The sequence below is a fragment of the Streptomyces sp. NPDC039430 genome (assembly GCF_055639435.1).
In genome coordinates, this window is the sequence record NZ_JBVKAK010000004.1 from 52,623 (window position 1) to 68,359 (window position 15,737).

General features: G+C 70.0%; 19 protein-coding genes. 12 read left to right on the plus strand and 7 right to left on the minus strand.

Annotation, left to right across the window (positions count from 1 at the left end):
• Positions 1-56 precede the first annotated feature (56 nt).
• The 3 genes from ACZ7LS_RS12120 (at position 57) to ACZ7LS_RS12130 (ending at position 2,355) form a co-directional block, all read left to right on the plus strand.
• Positions 57-818, plus strand: coding sequence for a MerR family transcriptional regulator (locus ACZ7LS_RS12120; protein ID WP_382665304.1), 762 nt, complete (start codon positions 57-59; stop codon positions 816-818).
• Positions 819-1,069: 251 nt separating this feature from the next.
• Positions 1,070-1,642: a YceI family protein gene (locus tag ACZ7LS_RS12125; protein WP_382873260.1), complete on the plus strand. Its 573-nt coding sequence runs from the start codon at positions 1,070-1,072 to the stop codon at positions 1,640-1,642.
• Positions 1,643-1,821: 179 nt separating this feature from the next.
• A complete protein-coding gene (locus ACZ7LS_RS12130) occupies positions 1,822-2,355 on the plus strand; it encodes a GNAT family N-acetyltransferase (RefSeq protein ID WP_385129510.1) in 534 nt (177 codons plus the stop codon).
• 105 nt (positions 2,356-2,460) lie between these two features.
• Here ACZ7LS_RS12130 and ACZ7LS_RS12135 read toward each other — a convergent pair whose 3' ends face one another.
• Complete coding sequence (locus ACZ7LS_RS12135) at positions 2,461-3,237, minus strand: TetR/AcrR family transcriptional regulator C-terminal domain-containing protein (protein WP_385129512.1); 777 nt, start codon at positions 3,235-3,237, stop codon at positions 2,461-2,463.
• Positions 3,238-3,453: 216 nt separating this feature from the next.
• Here ACZ7LS_RS12135 and ACZ7LS_RS12140 point away from each other — a divergent pair, with 216 nt between their 5' ends.
• Entirely contained in the window at positions 3,454-3,999 is a 546-nt protein-coding gene (locus tag ACZ7LS_RS12140; protein WP_385129514.1) for an ester cyclase, read from the plus strand.
• 40 nt (positions 4,000-4,039) lie between these two features.
• A complete protein-coding gene (locus ACZ7LS_RS12145) occupies positions 4,040-4,825 on the plus strand; it encodes an MBL fold metallo-hydrolase (protein WP_385129516.1) in 786 nt (261 codons plus the stop codon).
• Between the two features lie 40 nt (positions 4,826-4,865).
• Here the strand turns inward: ACZ7LS_RS12145 and ACZ7LS_RS12150 are convergent, their stop codons facing one another.
• Positions 4,866-5,264: a winged helix-turn-helix transcriptional regulator gene (locus ACZ7LS_RS12150; protein WP_382665310.1), complete on the minus strand. Its 399-nt coding sequence runs from the start codon at positions 5,262-5,264 to the stop codon at positions 4,866-4,868.
• A gap of 131 nt (positions 5,265-5,395) precedes the next feature.
• On the opposite strand from ACZ7LS_RS12150, the gene ACZ7LS_RS12155 reads away from it, so the two are divergent.
• From ACZ7LS_RS12155 to ACZ7LS_RS12170, 4 genes are all read left to right on the plus strand, one after another.
• Positions 5,396-5,785 (plus strand): VOC family protein, encoded by a 390-nt coding sequence (locus ACZ7LS_RS12155; protein WP_382519334.1) that lies wholly within the window; start codon positions 5,396-5,398, stop codon positions 5,783-5,785.
• Between the two features lie 227 nt (positions 5,786-6,012).
• Positions 6,013-6,426 carry a hypothetical protein gene (locus ACZ7LS_RS12160; protein ID WP_382519332.1) on the plus strand — a complete coding sequence of 138 codons (414 nt, stop codon included), beginning with the start codon at positions 6,013-6,015 and terminating at the stop codon, positions 6,424-6,426.
• A gap of 351 nt (positions 6,427-6,777) precedes the next feature.
• Entirely contained in the window at positions 6,778-6,933 is a 156-nt protein-coding gene (locus tag ACZ7LS_RS12165; protein WP_382519453.1) for a hypothetical protein, read from the plus strand.
• A 106-nt stretch (positions 6,934-7,039) separates the two neighbouring features.
• Positions 7,040-7,531 (plus strand): SRPBCC family protein, encoded by a 492-nt coding sequence (locus ACZ7LS_RS12170; protein WP_382665312.1) that lies wholly within the window; start codon positions 7,040-7,042, stop codon positions 7,529-7,531.
• A 160-nt stretch (positions 7,532-7,691) separates the two neighbouring features.
• On the opposite strand, the gene ACZ7LS_RS12175 is transcribed toward ACZ7LS_RS12170, so the two are convergent.
• Positions 7,692-8,300 carry a TetR/AcrR family transcriptional regulator gene (locus tag ACZ7LS_RS12175; protein WP_385129519.1) on the minus strand — a complete coding sequence of 203 codons (609 nt, stop codon included), beginning with the start codon at positions 8,298-8,300 and terminating at the stop codon, positions 7,692-7,694.
• Between the two features lie 297 nt (positions 8,301-8,597).
• Here ACZ7LS_RS12175 and ACZ7LS_RS12180 point away from each other — a divergent pair, with 297 nt between their 5' ends.
• Both ACZ7LS_RS12180 and ACZ7LS_RS12185 read left to right on the plus strand, forming a co-directional pair.
• On the plus strand, positions 8,598-9,059 hold the full coding sequence (locus ACZ7LS_RS12180; protein ID WP_382519326.1) for a cupin domain-containing protein: 462 nt from the start codon (positions 8,598-8,600) through the stop codon (positions 9,057-9,059).
• Positions 9,060-9,528: 469 nt separating this feature from the next.
• Positions 9,529-10,434, plus strand: a complete 906-nt coding sequence (locus ACZ7LS_RS12185; protein ID WP_385129521.1) for a class I SAM-dependent methyltransferase — start codon at positions 9,529-9,531, stop codon at positions 10,432-10,434.
• 86 nt (positions 10,435-10,520) lie between these two features.
• Here the strand turns inward: ACZ7LS_RS12185 and ACZ7LS_RS12190 are convergent, their stop codons facing one another.
• The 3 genes from ACZ7LS_RS12190 to ACZ7LS_RS12200 are packed head-to-tail and all read right to left on the minus strand — an operon-like array spanning position 10,521 to position 13,791.
• Positions 10,521-11,624 (minus strand): NAD(P)-dependent alcohol dehydrogenase, encoded by a 1,104-nt coding sequence (locus tag ACZ7LS_RS12190; RefSeq protein WP_385129523.1) that lies wholly within the window; start codon positions 11,622-11,624, stop codon positions 10,521-10,523.
• A complete protein-coding gene (locus ACZ7LS_RS12195; RefSeq protein ID WP_385129525.1) occupies positions 11,621-13,030 on the minus strand; it encodes an aldehyde dehydrogenase family protein in 1,410 nt (469 codons plus the stop codon). Before ACZ7LS_RS12195 ends, ACZ7LS_RS12190 begins: the two co-directional genes overlap by 4 nt.
• 8 nt (positions 13,031-13,038) lie before the next feature.
• On the minus strand, positions 13,039-13,791 hold the full coding sequence (locus ACZ7LS_RS12200) for a (5-formylfuran-3-yl)methyl phosphate synthase (protein ID WP_382519319.1): 753 nt from the start codon (positions 13,789-13,791) through the stop codon (positions 13,039-13,041).
• 298 nt (positions 13,792-14,089) lie between these two features.
• On the opposite strand from ACZ7LS_RS12200, the gene ACZ7LS_RS12205 reads away from it, so the two are divergent.
• Positions 14,090-15,298 carry an epoxide hydrolase family protein gene (locus ACZ7LS_RS12205; protein WP_385129527.1) on the plus strand — a complete coding sequence of 403 codons (1,209 nt, stop codon included), beginning with the start codon at positions 14,090-14,092 and terminating at the stop codon, positions 15,296-15,298.
• Between the two features lie 42 nt (positions 15,299-15,340).
• Here ACZ7LS_RS12205 and ACZ7LS_RS12210 read toward each other — a convergent pair whose 3' ends face one another.
• Positions 15,341-15,463 (minus strand): hypothetical protein, encoded by a 123-nt coding sequence (locus tag ACZ7LS_RS12210; protein WP_385129529.1) that lies wholly within the window; start codon positions 15,461-15,463, stop codon positions 15,341-15,343.
• Positions 15,464-15,737: the final 274 nt, after the last annotated feature.

A 15,737-nucleotide genomic window follows, 5' to 3' on the forward strand; every position in this document is an offset into this window, starting at 1 on the left:
ACCGTCGAAGACGCGGGCCGGAGAGACCGGCCCGCGAGAGCGAGAGGGAACGCGCCATGGCCTGGTCGATCGCGGAAGTCGCCCGGATGTCCGGGGTCACCTCCCGGACATTGCGGCACTACGACGAGATCGGCCTGCTCGCCCCCGACCACGTCGGGGCGAACGGCTACCGCTATTACGAGGTGGACCAACTGCTGCGGCTGCAGCAGATCCTGATCCTGCGCCGGCTCGACCTCGGGCTGCCGCAGATCACCGAGGTCCTCGACCGGCAGACCGACCCGGTCGAGGCGTTGCGTGGTCACCTCAAGCGGCTGCTCGTCGAGCAGGACCGGCTCGGCGCGGTCATCGCGACGGTCACGCGCACCGTTTCCGAGCTCGAAGCGACGCAAGGAGGGCCCCCCATGGCCGCCATCAACCGCGCCGAGAACCTGTTCGAGGGTTTCGACGCCACCCAGTACGACGCCGAGGCGCGCGAACGCTGGCCGCGGAACTACGACAAGGCCCAGGAGTTCGCCGCGACGCTCACACCGGAGGACACCGAGCGGATACAGAAGGAGACGACGGCGGCGATGATCCGGATGGCCGAGTTCATGGTCGCCGGCGTACCGGCGGACGACCCGGCCGTTCTCGACGAGGTGGACCAGCAGTACCGCCGGCTCTGCGACTTCTGGACCCCCGACGCGGCGGCCTACCGCAACCTCGGCCAGATGTATGTCGACGACGAGCGGTTCACGGCCACCTACGAACGGATCTCACCGGGCCTGGCCGAGTACCAGCGCGACGCCATGGCCGCATACGCCGACGCCCGCCTGAGTTAGAACTCGCAACGGGTGGGCACGGGCCCTGGGCTCGTGCCCACGACAAGCACACAGTGTCCGTGGCGGCGCCACGGCGGAAAACGCTGCGTTTCCGTGAGCGGCAGGCAGCAGGACATGGGACGAAAGCCGTGGGTCCCGTGTGACGGGCACGGGCCACGCGCTGCGAGGGGGCACTGACCCGCTGCGGGGGCCGGTGGCCCTCTGACGTCCTATCCTGGCCGGAGGGGGGCCAACAGTGCCAGGGAGCCGCCATGGCCACGACCAGATGGTTCTTCGAGCCGAGCCATACCGGTGCGGAGTTCCGTGCCAGGCACATGATGATCACCTACGTGCGCGGGCAGCTCAAGAACGTGCACGGCTTGCTGGAGGTCGATCCCGACGAGCCGGAGAAGGCCCGCGTCGAGGCGACGATCGACGCGACCCAGGTCTACACCGGTCAGCCCGAGCGCGACGCCCACCTGCGCAGTGCCGACTTCTTCGATGTCGAGCACCACCCGACGTGGACGTTCGTCGGGTCGAGCATGCGCCAGGTGAGCGCGACCGAGTTCGAGATCACCGGAGATCTCACCGTACGGGGGGTCACGCGTGCCGTACCCTTCGACGTCACCTATTTGGGACAGTGGGACACCCCTTGGTGGGAGGCCGGCCGCGACCTCGGACCGAAGCGCCGCGCCGGTTTCCTCGCCACGACCCGTATCAATCGCCATGACTTCAATGTGAACTGGAACGACGTGGTGGACCGGGGCGGCGTGGTCGTCAGCGCGATGGTCGACGTCGTGGTGGACATCGAAGCCGTCCTCGAATCAGGCGAAGTTGCCGCCTGAGCGCGGCTACGACGACGGCTGCCGCACAACACAGCCCGGAGGCAGAAGGGCAGAAGGCAGAAGGCAGGATCAGCACATCATCCATGTGCGCGTCGGCCCTGATGGTTCAGCACCAGGGCCGCCCGTCCTTCGTCACCATCAGGTGGCATGCGGACGGCCGGGTTTGTACAGTCCTCCCCGTGTCTGAGCCGCAGCTGCTTCGTCCGGATCACTCCCCGGCGCTCCTCGCCTTCGAGCGGGAGAACCGGGCCTACTTCGCGGCGTCCATTCCCGACCGAGGCGAGGAGTACTTCACCCGGTTCGAGGAACGACACCGTATGCTGCTGGCCGAACAGGAGGCCGGGGTCTGCTATTTCCATGTGCTGATCGGCGCCGCCGGCGAGGTGCTGGGGCGGGTCAACCTGGTGGACGTGGCGGATGGTGCCGCCGAGCTCGGGTACCGGATCGCGGAGCGGGCCGCAGGCCGGGGGCTGGCCACCTCCGCCGTCCGGGCGGTGTGCGGCCTTGCCGCCGGCAGGTACGGGTTGACCGCCCTGCGGGCCGCCACCACCCTCGACAACGCGGCGTCCCGAGCTGTGCTGACCCGTGCGGGGTTCACCGTCACCGGCGAGACCCTGCTCTCCGGTCGCCCAGGCCTGACGTATCTTCGCGGCCTTGGGGATTTCTCCGCCCCGCGTGCCGACTCCGGCCGCCCCTGTCCGTCACCGGGGTGACCGGTCCGGTGACGGAGTGACAGGCGCTTGGTCCTCATCAGCCCGCGCGGGCGTCCTGCCGCACTCCACCGTGTACGACGTGTCCGGCGGAGTGCGGACGGCCGTTCAGAACGCGGTCTCGGCGGAGTCTCCGCCGAGACCGGTCGGCGGCCGGGGCTCTGAAGGGCCGCCGTCGTAGGGCACGCCGGTCCGTGCCGCCAGTCCGGCGATCAGAAGCTCCAGCCCGTAGTGGAACTCGACGTCGTGATCGCTCGTGGCCAGGTACGGCGCGACGTCGGCGAGGAGCGGGGCGCCCGTGCTCGTGATCTCGTCGACGCGCTGCTGGATCCGCTCGGGATCTGTGGTGCCCAGATGGAGGGCGTAACCCAGCTCACGCATGAGCGTGCCGACGATGAAAGCGGTGTAGCTGCGCAGTACGTGCACCATCTCCTCGGGGGCGAGGTTGAGTTCGGTGATGGTGGCCAGTGTTGAGCCGATGGCTTCGAGGGCCGCGGGCGACCGGGTCGGCCTGGTGAGCACCAGGGGGAATGCCTTGGGGTGGCGCTTGGCGGCGGCACGGAACGCGGCGGCATGTGCCCGGATACGGTCCTGCCAGCTGCCGCTGCCGCCGCCTGTGTCCGTGCCGCTGTCGCCGTCGGCGTCGCTGCCGGTGCGGGGGAATTCGATCCGGGCGAGCAGTACCTCGGCCACACCGTCCAGCAGGGCGTCCTTGTTGGGCACATGGCTGTAGAGCGACATGTTCTCGATGTCGAGTTCGGCGGCCAGCTTCCTCAGGGAGAAGGCACCGGGTCCGTCACGGTCGATCATCGTAAGGGCCGCGGCGACCACCTTGTCCCGCGTCAGACCGACTCGCCTGCCCCGGCCGGTGCCTCGAACCGTCATCCGTCGTCCTCCCTCGTCGCGGCGGCTTCCGGCCACGAGGATCTCGGCATGCACTTGACATCACTTGCGGCGCAAGTCTAGCGTCACGACCCCGAACGAAAAGACTTGCACCGCACGTCAGTTGAGATCGGCGCAAGCCTGAGCGACCGGTCTCGGACCGACCGTACGTTCCCTCCCCCGCCCCCACAGCATGGCCGAGCAGAAGCCGGAACGATCATGATCAGCGAAGCAGTGCGCGCGGCGCGTCAGAAGCTCGTCCTCGATCACTTTCACGACGAGGTCCGTCAGGAGTGGGACGACGTCCTGTCGACGTTCCCGCACCCCCACTACGAGCTGATCTCCACCATGACCGTCCATGACGGCGACCGTGCCGTCCGCGGCTACTACCACAACACCCGCGTCGCCTTTCCCGACCAGGATCACGAGATCATCGCCCTGCGCCACAGCGACGACGCCGTGATCGTCGAGTTCTGGCTGCTCGGCACCCACCGCGGCCCCCTCGGCTCCATCCCGCCCACGGGCAGCCGCTTCCGGGTGCGCATGACGGCGTACTTCATCTTCGACGAACACGAACAACTGGTCTGCGAGCGCGTCTACTTCGACACCCTCACGATGCTCCGGCAGCTCATCGGCGGCCTGAACATGAGGAACCCCAAGAACTGGATCCTGGCCGCGCGCTGTCTCAAGGGCCTCCTGAGGATGTCCGGCGACGAGCCCCACCCCACCCTCGTCAACACGGCACCGCCCGCCCTCGCCGACTGAGCCGGCCCCGCGGCCCCGCGCCCCCCAAGGAAACCCGACTGTGAAGGTCCACCACCTCAACTGCGGAACCATGCGGTACCTCACCACGCACCTGGTCTGCCACGTCCTGCTCATCGAGACCGGCACCGGCCTCGTACTCGTGGACACCGGCTATGGACTCGGCGACATCTCCGAACCCGCGCGGCGCGTGGGCCCGGCCCGCCACATCGTCAGGCCCTCGTTCGCCGCGGAGGAGACCGCCGCCCGCCAGGTCGAGAAACTCGGCTTCCACCGGGACGACGTACGCGACATCCTCATCACGCACGTCGACGCGGACCACATCGGCGGCCTGTCGGACTTCCCGCACGCCACCGTCCACGTCACGGCGGCCGAAAGGCTCGGGTCGATGATCTCCCCGTCGTGGCGCGAGAGGCTCCGCTACCGCTCGGCCCAATGGGCACACAGCCCGAAGATCGTCGAGCACGAGCCCCGCGGCGAACAGTGGCAAGGCTTCGCCGCGGCCGAGGAACTCGTGGACATCGCCCCCGGCATCGTCCTGATATCCCTCCCCGGCCACACCCGCGGACACGCCTGCTTCGCGGTCGACACCGGCACCCGCTGGATCCTCCACGCGGGCGACGCCTTTTACCACCCCGGCACCATCGACGGCCGCTCCCGCGTACCCGCGGCCCTGCGCGGCATGGAAAACCTGGTCGCGTTCGACCGGAAAAGGGTCCGGGACAACCACGCCCGCCTCGCGGAACTGCGGCAGCGCGCGGACCCCGGCCTGGCCATCATCTGCGCCCACGACCCGACCCTCTACGCCACGATGCGCGCCGACGGCTGACCCCCGGTGCGGAACCCCCCGACGAGATCAGGGCCGCGGGTTACCGCGCGGTGTCGCCGTGTGTGTCGTAGCGGTGGCGGGCCGCCTCGATCTCGCTGAGGTACCGGCGGGTCCAGGCGCACATGCCGTTGACCGTATCGCGCAGCGCCAGGCCCGCTTCGGTGAGGCGGTACTCGACGCGCGGCGGCACGGTGGCGTACACCGTCCTGTCCACCACACCGTCCCGTTCGAGCCCGCGCAGGGTCTGGGTGAGCATCTTGTGGCTGATGCCGTCCACCGCGGTCCGCAACTCGTTGAAGCGCAGGGTCCGGTCCTCCAGGGCGTTGATGACCAGAAGCGCCCATTTGTTGGCCACACCGGCGTAGATCTCGCGGGCCAGGGAGTCGGCGCGCATCACATCGGCGTCCTCGGGCATACGGCTGACCTGCTCGGTCACCACGAGGTTCCCCTCTCACCGGAAAGTGCGTTCTTCCACGTCAGAGCATACTCACCTACGTTTTCCGAGTATCCGGAAGAAACCGAACGCGGCGTCGGCGTGCCTGCCGCCGCCGACCTGGTGAGGAGCCACTCGTGACCATCCTGAGGACATACGCCCGGCTGTGGACCGACGATCTCGACCACGCGCTGCCGCTGCTCAAGGACCTCACCGGCGCCGCGCCCCACCTGCGGATGGCGTTCCACAGCGTCGAACTGGCCGCCATCGGCGACTTCCTCGTCATCGCGGGCCCGGCCGAAGAGCGCGCGGCGTACGCGCACGCCTCCGCCACCGTGGTCGTCGAGGACCTCGACGCCGTAAAGGCGACTCTGGAGGCCGCCGGCGCGACCATCACCACTCCCACGACGAGCGGCCCGACGGGGCGGTTCCTCTATGCCCGCCATGCCGACGGTGCCGAGGTCGAGTACGTGGAATGGACGCCGGAGCTGGTCCGACTGCACGGCCGAGGTGCGGAAGCGGCGTAAACGGACCGCAGCGCCCAGGACACCTCAGGCCGGGTGTGGAGCGGCCCCGCCCGCCCCGGACCGGTCCTGGGCCGTCCCTCGTCCCGCGCCACCCCCGCCGTCCCTCGTCCCGGGCCGCGACGCGCGAACGTCATGCGCACGCGGATGTCATGAGTGCCCGTACTCATGCACGCGGCCCCCCCTCCTCATACTGTCTGTTACATGACAATCCATCGGGAGGGGCAGGCGTGACGCGTGCGAGAAACATGGCGACCGCGGCGATGGTGGCCGCGCTCGGCCTGACAGGAGCGGGAGTCATGCCCGCGGCGGCGGCCGGAGGTCTTCTTCCTCACCCCGGGCCGGAGGGGCTGGTGTGGGTGGAGGAGATGACGGGGGACGGTGGAGTCGCGTCGGGGGGCGCGTGGGACGGATTGCCGACCGTGCTCACGGTGGCCTGCGAGGGCGGCGGCAGCGTGGTGGTGACGATGGAGTCACAGCAGCTGCGGGTGGCAGAGTTCGCGGTGGACTGCCCTGCCGGCAGTGCGGGCGTGGGCTCGGTGACCATGGACGCGGGTGTCGTGCGGCCGGGATCCTTCACCGTGGGGATCGATGCCTCGCAGGACAGCATCCGGTGGGCCCTGACGGTGACGCAGCCCGAGTAGAAACCCGCCTCCAGGCCACCCCGCAGCCGTCACCGTGTGCTCGGCAACGGGAACGCGCTCGAACCGTTGAACGAGCAGGGACCGCCAGCCGGCGTCCTTCCAGCTGCGATACGTCCGCGGAACGTACCGCGCCATGTCGAAACCGGCATTGGGCTGGAGGTCGACATGAGTCGCGTCGAACACCATGGCGTCGAGGCCGGCGATACGCCGGGCAGCGCCCTGGACCACAGCGCTCCGGAGGCACACGCCCCAGCGGCGAGGGCCACGGTCACCCGCCGCCGGGCGTGCGTGTCGCGAAGGGAACCAAGAGGGCGCAGACTGAAGAAAAATGCGGACGAATTGAGGCATGCGATGCTCCTTATCGGCGTCATCTTGCTTGTGGTCGGTTTCGTTACCGGCATCACGATTCTGTGGACCATCGGGATCGTCCTCGCCGTCATCGGCGCCATCCTCTGGGTGCTGGGCGCTGTTGGGCATGGCGTAGGCGGCAGGCGCCACTACTGGTGACCGATCGGCCGGCGCCCAGTACGGCGGCACCCCCCGAGGGCCATGCGCCCTCGGGGACTCGAACTCGCGCTCACCGCGGCTCACAGCGATTCGTCAGGGAGGGCACATGGCCGTACGGCACCACCTCATCGCCCGCGAGCCGGCCGCTGTCTGGCGGGTCCTCTCGGACCCGGCGCGCTACGCCGACTGGGTGGTCGGCACGTCACGATCCTTCCCCGAAGAGGGCCGCTGGCCCGAGGTCGGTTCCTCCCTCACCTACACGGTGCAACTGGGTTCCAAGGAGTTGCGGGGCTATACCGTCGTCCGGCGGAACGATCCCCCGCGGTGGCTGGAGTTGGAGGCACACAGCGGGCCGCTCGGCACGGCGCGGATCGCCTTCGACATCCGGCCCTGGGGCGACGAGACGCTGGTGATCGTCGACGAGCATCCGCTGCGGGGCTTCGCCGGTGCGGTCCACAACCTCGTCCTGGACGCGTTCTTGCAGGTCCGGCACCGCGGCATGCTCGGACGGCTCGCGGAGGCGGTGGAACAGGACAGCCCCGCCCCGGCCGGAGCGCGGGGCGGCCCGTCCACGGGTCACGGCCGCCCCGACGGCTGAACACGACCGGCGTCCGAAACACGACCGGACTCACGCCGGAGCTGGGCCGAAGGTCCGCGTCGGACCGTGCCGCCGGGTCCGCCATCCGGGCCGGCTCCCAGGCTCCCAGGCTCTCAGGCTCTCAGGCTCTCAGGCGAAGGATTTCCCGTACCTCCGGTACTCAGCCGAGGTCCGTGAGCGGCGCCGCCGCCGGCGCCATGCCGGCGACGTAGATGTCCACGAGGCGTTGCGCGATGTGGTTCCAGTCGGCGACGTGCGGGAGCCGCTGCGCCATCAGCGCGCCGAAGATCACGAGGTCGGCCGTGCGCACGTCGTCCCGGATCGTGCCGTCCTGCCGGCCTCTGGACAGCAGCGAGCCGAGCTTCCGGTGCACCTCGGCCTGGATCGCGACGGTGTCCTGGTCGATCAGCGGCGGACCTCCGTGCAGGGGCAGCACCAGGTCAGGTCCGTGCTCAACAGTCCGGTCGAGGAAGCCGCGCACGGCTTCGATTGCCGACCGATCGGTCTCGGCGGCGCTGTCCGCCGCGGCGAGAACGAGCTGGAACGAGCGGTGCGTCAGGGCCCCGAGCAGGGCCTCGCGGGAGGGGAAGTGGCGGTAGACGGTACCCACGCCGACTCCCGCGTCCGCCGCCACGGTCGCCATCGGTACGGCGGCGCCCTCCCGTCTGACCGCGGCGGCGGCCGCCGCCAGCACCCGCTCCCTGTTGTCGGCCGCGTCGCGCCGCAGCTCCCGCCGCCGGACGCCTTCGTTCGACTGTGCCTTCGTCACACGCTCGATGATGACCTACGCGGCCCCCGTCCGGCGCCTGGCCGGTGCCGTTGACACCCCAAGAACCGGACGATAACGTCCGTTTAGTACGTGTGACACGTCCGGTGCCGGCCTGCTGCTGGAGCCGGTGGAACGCGTCGCGAATCCTCCCCGCCGATGGACCTGGGGCGCGAGTTCACCGACGCCCGATGGCGCACTTCTACGGGACCAAGGCCGGCATCGGCGCCGGCCACCGCGACCGTCCGTCCCCTCGACGCTTCGCCCGCACGAGCGTCCCTGCCCCGAACGGAGCCTGCCATGAGCATGGTCTATCTCGCACAGCCCGAACAGCAGCAGCAACTCGAATGGCTCGACGGCGGCACGCTGGCGATGCTGCTCGACGGCAAGGCCACCGACGGTCAGCTGATGATCGGGCGCTTCGACGTCGCGGAGGGCGAGGCTCCGCCGTATCACAAGCACACCCTTGAGGACGAGGTCTTCCTGCTGCTCAAGGGCACCGCCCTGGTGTGGTGCGACGATGAGGAGTACGAACTCGCCGAAGGCGGCGTGGTGTTCCTGCCGAAGCAGATCCCGCACGGCTACCGCATCACTTCCAAGAAGGCGGACCTCCTGATGATCAACACGCCGGCCGGCATAGAGGGGATGTTCCGGGAGACGGGCCGCGACAAGTCCACACCACGCCCGCCGGACTTCCAGGTGAAGCCCGATCCCGCCCTCGCCGACAAGTACGGCAACGTCATCGTGGGCCCGCCGCGCTGACCGGCCCGTCTCCCGGGGCCGCGGCCTTCGCCGGACAGAGCCGAACATCCGAGCCGCCACCCGGGCTTCGCCGGCTGTCAGAACATGACCGAGCGGATCATTTCCGGTCGTGCAAGTGCTGCGCGGCTGCCTGCTTGAGGACTGTCCATGTGAGCGATATTCACCCGTTCAGGTGAACGGTATGGGGGTTCTCGCGCGGGGGACGTTCGTCGGCTGGATAGTGAGGACGCCGCACGGTGTCCGGGTTCGGGTCCAGGCCGGGAACGCGGTGGCCGATCATTCCCGAATTGCCTTGCGCCATCCTGAACCGTCGGCACGAAACCGCATGTGGACCGTACATGGACCGTACGTGCCCTGGCCGGAACCGGCTCGTACGTTCACCGCGGATCCGTCTCTCGTACTCCTCACTTTCCTCGCTGCTTACTTTCCTCACTGCTTCGAGGTCTCAACTCGCCCCAAGGGAGGACACATGGTCGGCACAGCACATCGGAACACCGGTGTGGAAGGCGTGGAAGGAGGTGTCGGTCTGACCGCTCTTCTGGTCGCCGCGGCGCGGGCGATCGAGACTCACCGCCACGACAGCCTGGCACGGGACATCTACGCGGAACACTTCGTGCTCGCCGCACCGGCGTCCGCGGGCTGGCCGGTCCGTGTGCAACAGGCTCCGGGCGGGGACGCGAACCCGCTGTGGGGCAGGTTCGCGCGCTACTTCGGTCTGCGGACGAGGGTCCTCGACGACTTCCTCCTCCGGTCGGTGCGCGCGGGCGCCCGCCAAGTGGTCCTGCTCGGGGCGGGGTTGGACTCGCGGGCGTTCCGGCTCGACTGGCCTCCCGGCTGCGTGATCTTCGAGATCGACAGGGAAAGCGTGCTGGCGTTCAAGCACGAGGTGCTCGACGGGCTGTCGGCCACGCCGAGAGCGGCGCGCGTACCGATCCCGGTCGATCTGCGCGACGAGTGGGTCGGAGCGCTGACCGACGCCGGTTTCGACACGGCCGCACCGAGCGTCTGGCTCGCCGAAGGGTTGTTGTTCTACCTGCCCAACGCCGCCGAGACATCCCTGATCGACGCGGTGGACCGGTTGAGCACAGCGGGAAGCGCTCTGGCGTTCGAGGTCAAGCTGGAGGCGGACTTGCTGGAATACCGCGACAGCCCGCTCTACACCTCGACGAAACAGCAGATCGGTATCGACCTGCTCAACCTGTTCGCCAAGGAGCCGCGGCCCGACTCCGCGGGTGATCTGACGGGCAAGGGCTGGTCCACGTCGGTCCACACCCCCTTCGACTTCACCCATCGGCACGGGCGCGGCCCGCTGCCCGAGGAGAACGACGCGCTGGCGGGCAACCGGTGGGTGTTCGCGAACAAGTCCCGACCGTAACGCCACGGCCGCGGGTGTGTCCGTGGCCGGTCGTCAGATAGCGGTCGACTGGTCCATCCGACGGGCAGCGGCGCGGAGAGCCTCGCTCATCCGCTCATCCCCTCCGGGACCAGGACGGGTTTGACCACGCGGCCCGCGTCGCAGTCCCGTTCGGCCTCGTTGATGTCCGCGAGCGGGTACGTACGGATCAGCTGGTCGAACGGGAACAGTCCGGCCTGCCACAGCGCGGTCAGCCGCGGAATCAGCAGTCCCGGCACCGCGTCCCCCTCGCAGATGTGGGAGATCCGCCGGCCACGGTCCAGTGTTCCCGGTTCGAGCGCCAGCGCCGCGTGGAGCCGTGCCACCAGGCCGAGGTGGCCGGTCGGGCGCAGCGCCCGCAGTGCGTCGTTGATCAGCTGGGCGGAGCCCGTGGTGTCCAGCGCGTATCGCGCGCCGCCGTCGGTCAGCCGTCGGATGCGGTCGGGCAGGCCGGCCGAGGCGGCGTGCAACGGGATGGCGCCGAACCGCTCGGCGAGGGCCAGGCGTTCGGGGTACCGGTCGACGGCCACGGTCACCGCCCCGGCGGCGGTGGCAGCCATCACCGCGGCCAGGCCCACCGCTCCCGCGCCGAACACGGCGACGGTGTCACCGGGGCCGGCACCGAAGGAGTTCAGCACCGCACCGGCTCCGGTGAGGAAGCCACAGCCGAGCGGTCCGAGCAGTTCGACGGGCAATGCGGGATCGACCCGGACGGCGTTACGGGCCAGGACCATCGCGTACTCGGCGAACGAGGACTGGCCGAACCACCGGGGTGCCAGTTCTCCCCCGGCCGCGTCGGTGAACCGTGCCGCGTTCTCGCCGCGCCCTCCGAACAGGTTGAGCGAGGCGAAGGAGTCGCAGTAGGCGGGAGCCGCGCCCCTGCAGTTACGGCAGTGTCCGCAGGAGTCGAAGCTCAGTACGACATGGTCACCGACGCTCAGGCCGGTGTCCGGGCCGCCCGTCTCCACCACGACCCCGGCCCCCTCGTGGCCGAGCACCGCCGGCAGCGGTGAGCGGCCCGCCGAACACCGGACCGCGAGATCCGTTCTGCACATCCCGCAGCCCGCGATCCTGACCAGGATCTCGCCGTGGGCCGGCCCCGAGGCCAGGATCACCTCCTCGACGGCGAATCGGCTCTCGTACGAGCGCAGTACCGCCGCGCCGAACCTCATGGACGTGCCTCCTCCGGACGGTGCACGACGAACGGTCTGAGGTTTCCGTAGAGCCCCCACGGTCCGCCCGCGACGCCGACACCGCTCTCCTTGATGCCCGCGAAGGGCTGGGCGAGGGACAGTTCGGCATGGTGGTTGATCCATGCCGTCCCGCACTCCAGCCGGTCGGCCACCGCCTCGGCCCGGTCCAGGTCGGTCCCCCATACGGAGGCGCCCAGCCCGAAGCCGGTACCGTTGGCCGCCTCGATCGCCTCGTCGAGGCTTCCGTACGGCAGTACCGGCAGGACCGGACCGAATTGCTCCTCCGTCACCACCGGACTGCCCGGTGGGACATGGGCCAGGATCGTCGGGGCGAAGAAGTAGCCGGGCCGGTCCAGCCGGTGGCCACCGGTCACGGCTCGGGCGCCGTCTGCCAGGGCCTGCGACGTGTAACGCTCGACCCGGGCCAATTGGGGCGCGTTGTTGACCGGCCCCAGCCGCGAGTCCGGGTCGAGCCCGGCTCCGACGACGACGCTCTTCGCACGCTGCGCGAGGGCCTCGACCACCTGGGGATAGAGCCGGGCCGGGGCGTAGACGCGCTTGACCGCCATGCAGACCTGCCCGCAGTTGCGGAAGGCCGCCCAGAACAGCCGGTCCGCGATCCCCTCCACATCCACGTCGTCCAGCAGGACGGCGGCGTCGTTGCCGCCCAGCTCCAGGGTGACCCGGGAGAGCGAGGCCGCCGCGCCCTCCGCGACGGCCCGTCCGGTGGGGATCGAACCGGTGAAGGTCACGTGGCGTATCCCCGGGTGGGACGCGAGACGGGCGCCGAGAGGTTCACGGCCGGTGACGATCGTCAGTACGCCCTCGGGAAGGGCGGTGGCGAGGACCGACCCCAGCAACCGTGTGGCGAGGGGTGTGAGCGGGGAGGGCTTGAGCACCACCGTGTTGCCCGCGGCGAGCGCGGGCGCGAACTTCGCCGACGCGAGCTGGAGGGGAAAGTTCCACGGGACGATCGCGGCGACGGGCCCGAGTGACCGCCAGCGGATCTCGCTGCGTACCGGGCGTCCGTCCGTGATCGGCCGGGACCCGGGGTCCAGCTCCGCGAAGTAGCGCAGGCGGGCCGCCGTGCGGGCGATCTCCGCGTACGACTCGGCCAGGGGCTTGCCCTGTTCACGGGTGAGCAGCGGAGCGAGCTCGGCCCCGGCCGCCTCCACGGCGTCGGCCGCCGCGAGTATCGCGCCGGCGCGGGCGGCGCGGTCGGCCCGCCAGCCGCGCCAGGCCTCGTGGGCCCGGTCGACGGCGGCGTCCAGCTCGTCCGGCCGCTGGTCGGGAGCGTCGTCGAAGGCCTCGCCTGTCGCCGGATCGAGGACGGCGAAGCGCCGGCCGTGGGCCCCGGGCCCGTGAACGGGCTGACGTGTCGGCATACCTGCGGTCAGCCCGCGGCCGCGGCAGCCGCGTACTCCCGGGCATGCTGGTCCATCTCCGCCCGGAAGGCGGCCACCAGCCGCGGCTGAATCCTTCCTGCGGTGCGGTCGCCCCCCTCACAGACCGCCCCGCGCACCCCCACGATGTCCGTGCCCATACGGGTCAGCTCGCGGAGGTCTCCCCCCTTGACGCTGCCCGCGAGAGCGGCGAGCAGACCCGCCTCGTGGGCCAGCCGGACGAACTCCGCGCAGGCGTCCGGCGGAACGTGGTCGAACAGCCGCGTCCCGTCCTTGATCGCGGTGTCGAGCATGGCCGCGTCGGAGCCGGAGCGCAGCGCGATGTCGGGCAGTGCGAGCGGGTTGACGCAGCCGATCCGGTGGGCGTCGGCGTAGCCGGAGGCGACGACGAAAGCGTCAGGCCGGTAGTCCTTCACCGCCCGGACAACCCCTCGCATGACGTCGATGGCCTGGGCGGGCGTCGTGCATCCGTAGAGGCCGACCTTGATGTACGTGGCTCCGGAGACAGCCGCGCCGAGGGCCGCCTGGGCGACTGTGCCGGGCTTGTACGGTACGTCTCCCACGGTGGCGGACACCGGCTTGTCCGCCGGGACGGCTTCGCGGATCTCTCTGATGACCCACGGGTAGTTCGCTCCGAGCGAGCCCTCGTCGGGCTTCTTGACATCGACGATGTCGAGGTACTCCGCCGCCTTCGCGCAGTCGAGGGCCTCCTCGACGCTGTCAGGCGAGATGAGAAGCAACAACGTGGGCTCCTTCCACCGCGTGTCCACCTGCCGGGGGCGGGTGCGCGGAGGCGTCTGGATCACTTGCGGTCCGCTCATCATTGCGGCGGCCCGTGGCCGTCGGTAGGGCGTGCGGAGTCCGAACGGGGCGTGGGTCAGGCCGTGTTCACCCCGCCGTGCGCCGTCCGCGCCGGTTCGAAGGCGGCTCGGAGGGCGGTACGCACGGGGGGGCTGGTCCGCGTAACGGCGGCGGCCGTGCTCCTCCGACCGGATCGGCCGGCAGCGTCGCGCGGGGCATACGTCCGTAGCATGGGCAGGTATGACGATCTTGGCTGACGAGAGCATCCACCCGTTCCGTATCGACATCCCTCAGGACGAGGTGGATGATCTCCACGAGCGCCTTGACCGCACCCGCTGGCCGGACGAACTGCCCGGAGTGGGCTGGGCATACGGTGTTCCGCGGGACTACCTCAAGGACCTCGTGAGGTACTGGCGGCACGAGTACGACTGGCGTGCCGCGGAGGCCCGGTTGAACCTGTGGCCGCAGTTCACCACCGTGATCGACGGAGCGAACATCCACTTCGCCCACATCCGTTCGCCCGAGCCTGACGCGACCCCGCTGCTCATGACGCACGGCTGGCCGGGATCGATCGTCGAGTTCGCCGGGGTCGCCGGTCCGCTCACCGACCCGCGAGCCCACGGCGGCGACCCCGCCGACGCGTTCCACCTGGTGCTGCCGGGCATTCCCGGGTTCGGGCTGTCCGGGCCCACGACGGAGAAGGGCTGGGAGTTCAAGCGGGTGGCCGCCGCGTTCGCCGAGCTGATGGAGCGCCTCGGCTACGAGCGGTACGGGGTGCAGGGAGGCGACTGGGGAGCGGCCATCTCCCGGGAACTGGGCCGGACACGGCCCGGGCAGGTCATCGGCGTACACCTGAACCTGCTGCCGAACTCGGCGGCGGCACAGGCCCCCGGCGCGGAAGAGCTGGACGCTCTGGACCCCGCCGAGCGCGAACGCACGCTGGCCTCGTGGGAACGTATGCGCGAATGGAGTCGTGACCGCCAGGGCTACGCCGACATCCAGTCCACTCGGCCGCAGACCCTGGCCTACGGTCTCACCGACTCGCCCGTGGGCCAACTGGCCTGGATCGTGGAGAAGTTCAAGGAGTGGACGGATTCCCGCGACCGTCCGGAAGACGCCGTCGACCGCGACCAGATGCTCACCAACGTGATGCTGTACTGGCTGACCGGCACGGCAGGCTCGTCCGCCCGCATCTACTACGAACGCGCGCACGCCGACTACTGGGGCACGCCGCCCGAGCCCTCGACGACACCGACCGCGCTGGCCGATTTCCCACGGGACAACTTCATTCCACTGCGCCACGTCGCGGAGCGGACGGACAACATCGTGCGATGGACGAGTTATGACCGGGGCGGGCACTTCGCGGCCATGGAGCAGCCGGACGTGCTGGTCGGCGACGTGAGAACGTTCTTCCGAGGCTTGAGCGACCGCCGGAGCCACCGGGGGTAGCCCCGATGCGCCGGGAGGCGCGCCAGCCGCCGCGGGTGCGGGTCAGCTACTGCGTCGTGCGAGGCTGTAGACGAGGATCAGCACAGCCGCCGCCATCACCAGCACGTGTAACCACGCGGGGGCGGCGGAGGCGTCGGCGGCAGCGGTCGTCATGTGCGAGGTCATCGTGGTGTCTCCTTCAACATGGTTGTCCCCAGACGGAATCGCGGTCGTCGCGTGCGTCCGCCCTCACCGTGCGAAGGGTGCGGATGTCCGTCCGGTCGAAGTGGCGGTCACGTCGCCGTCGGTGGCGACCGGCCACGTGACCGACCCCTTCGGCGGTTGGTATGCGTGTGCCCCCGTATGGGGAATGCAGACCTGTTCCGGCTCAGTCGTCGCGCGCAAGGGCGAGGGCGGGCCGGCCGAGGGAGCGGCCCGCGGAGGCTGTCGTACGACTCGG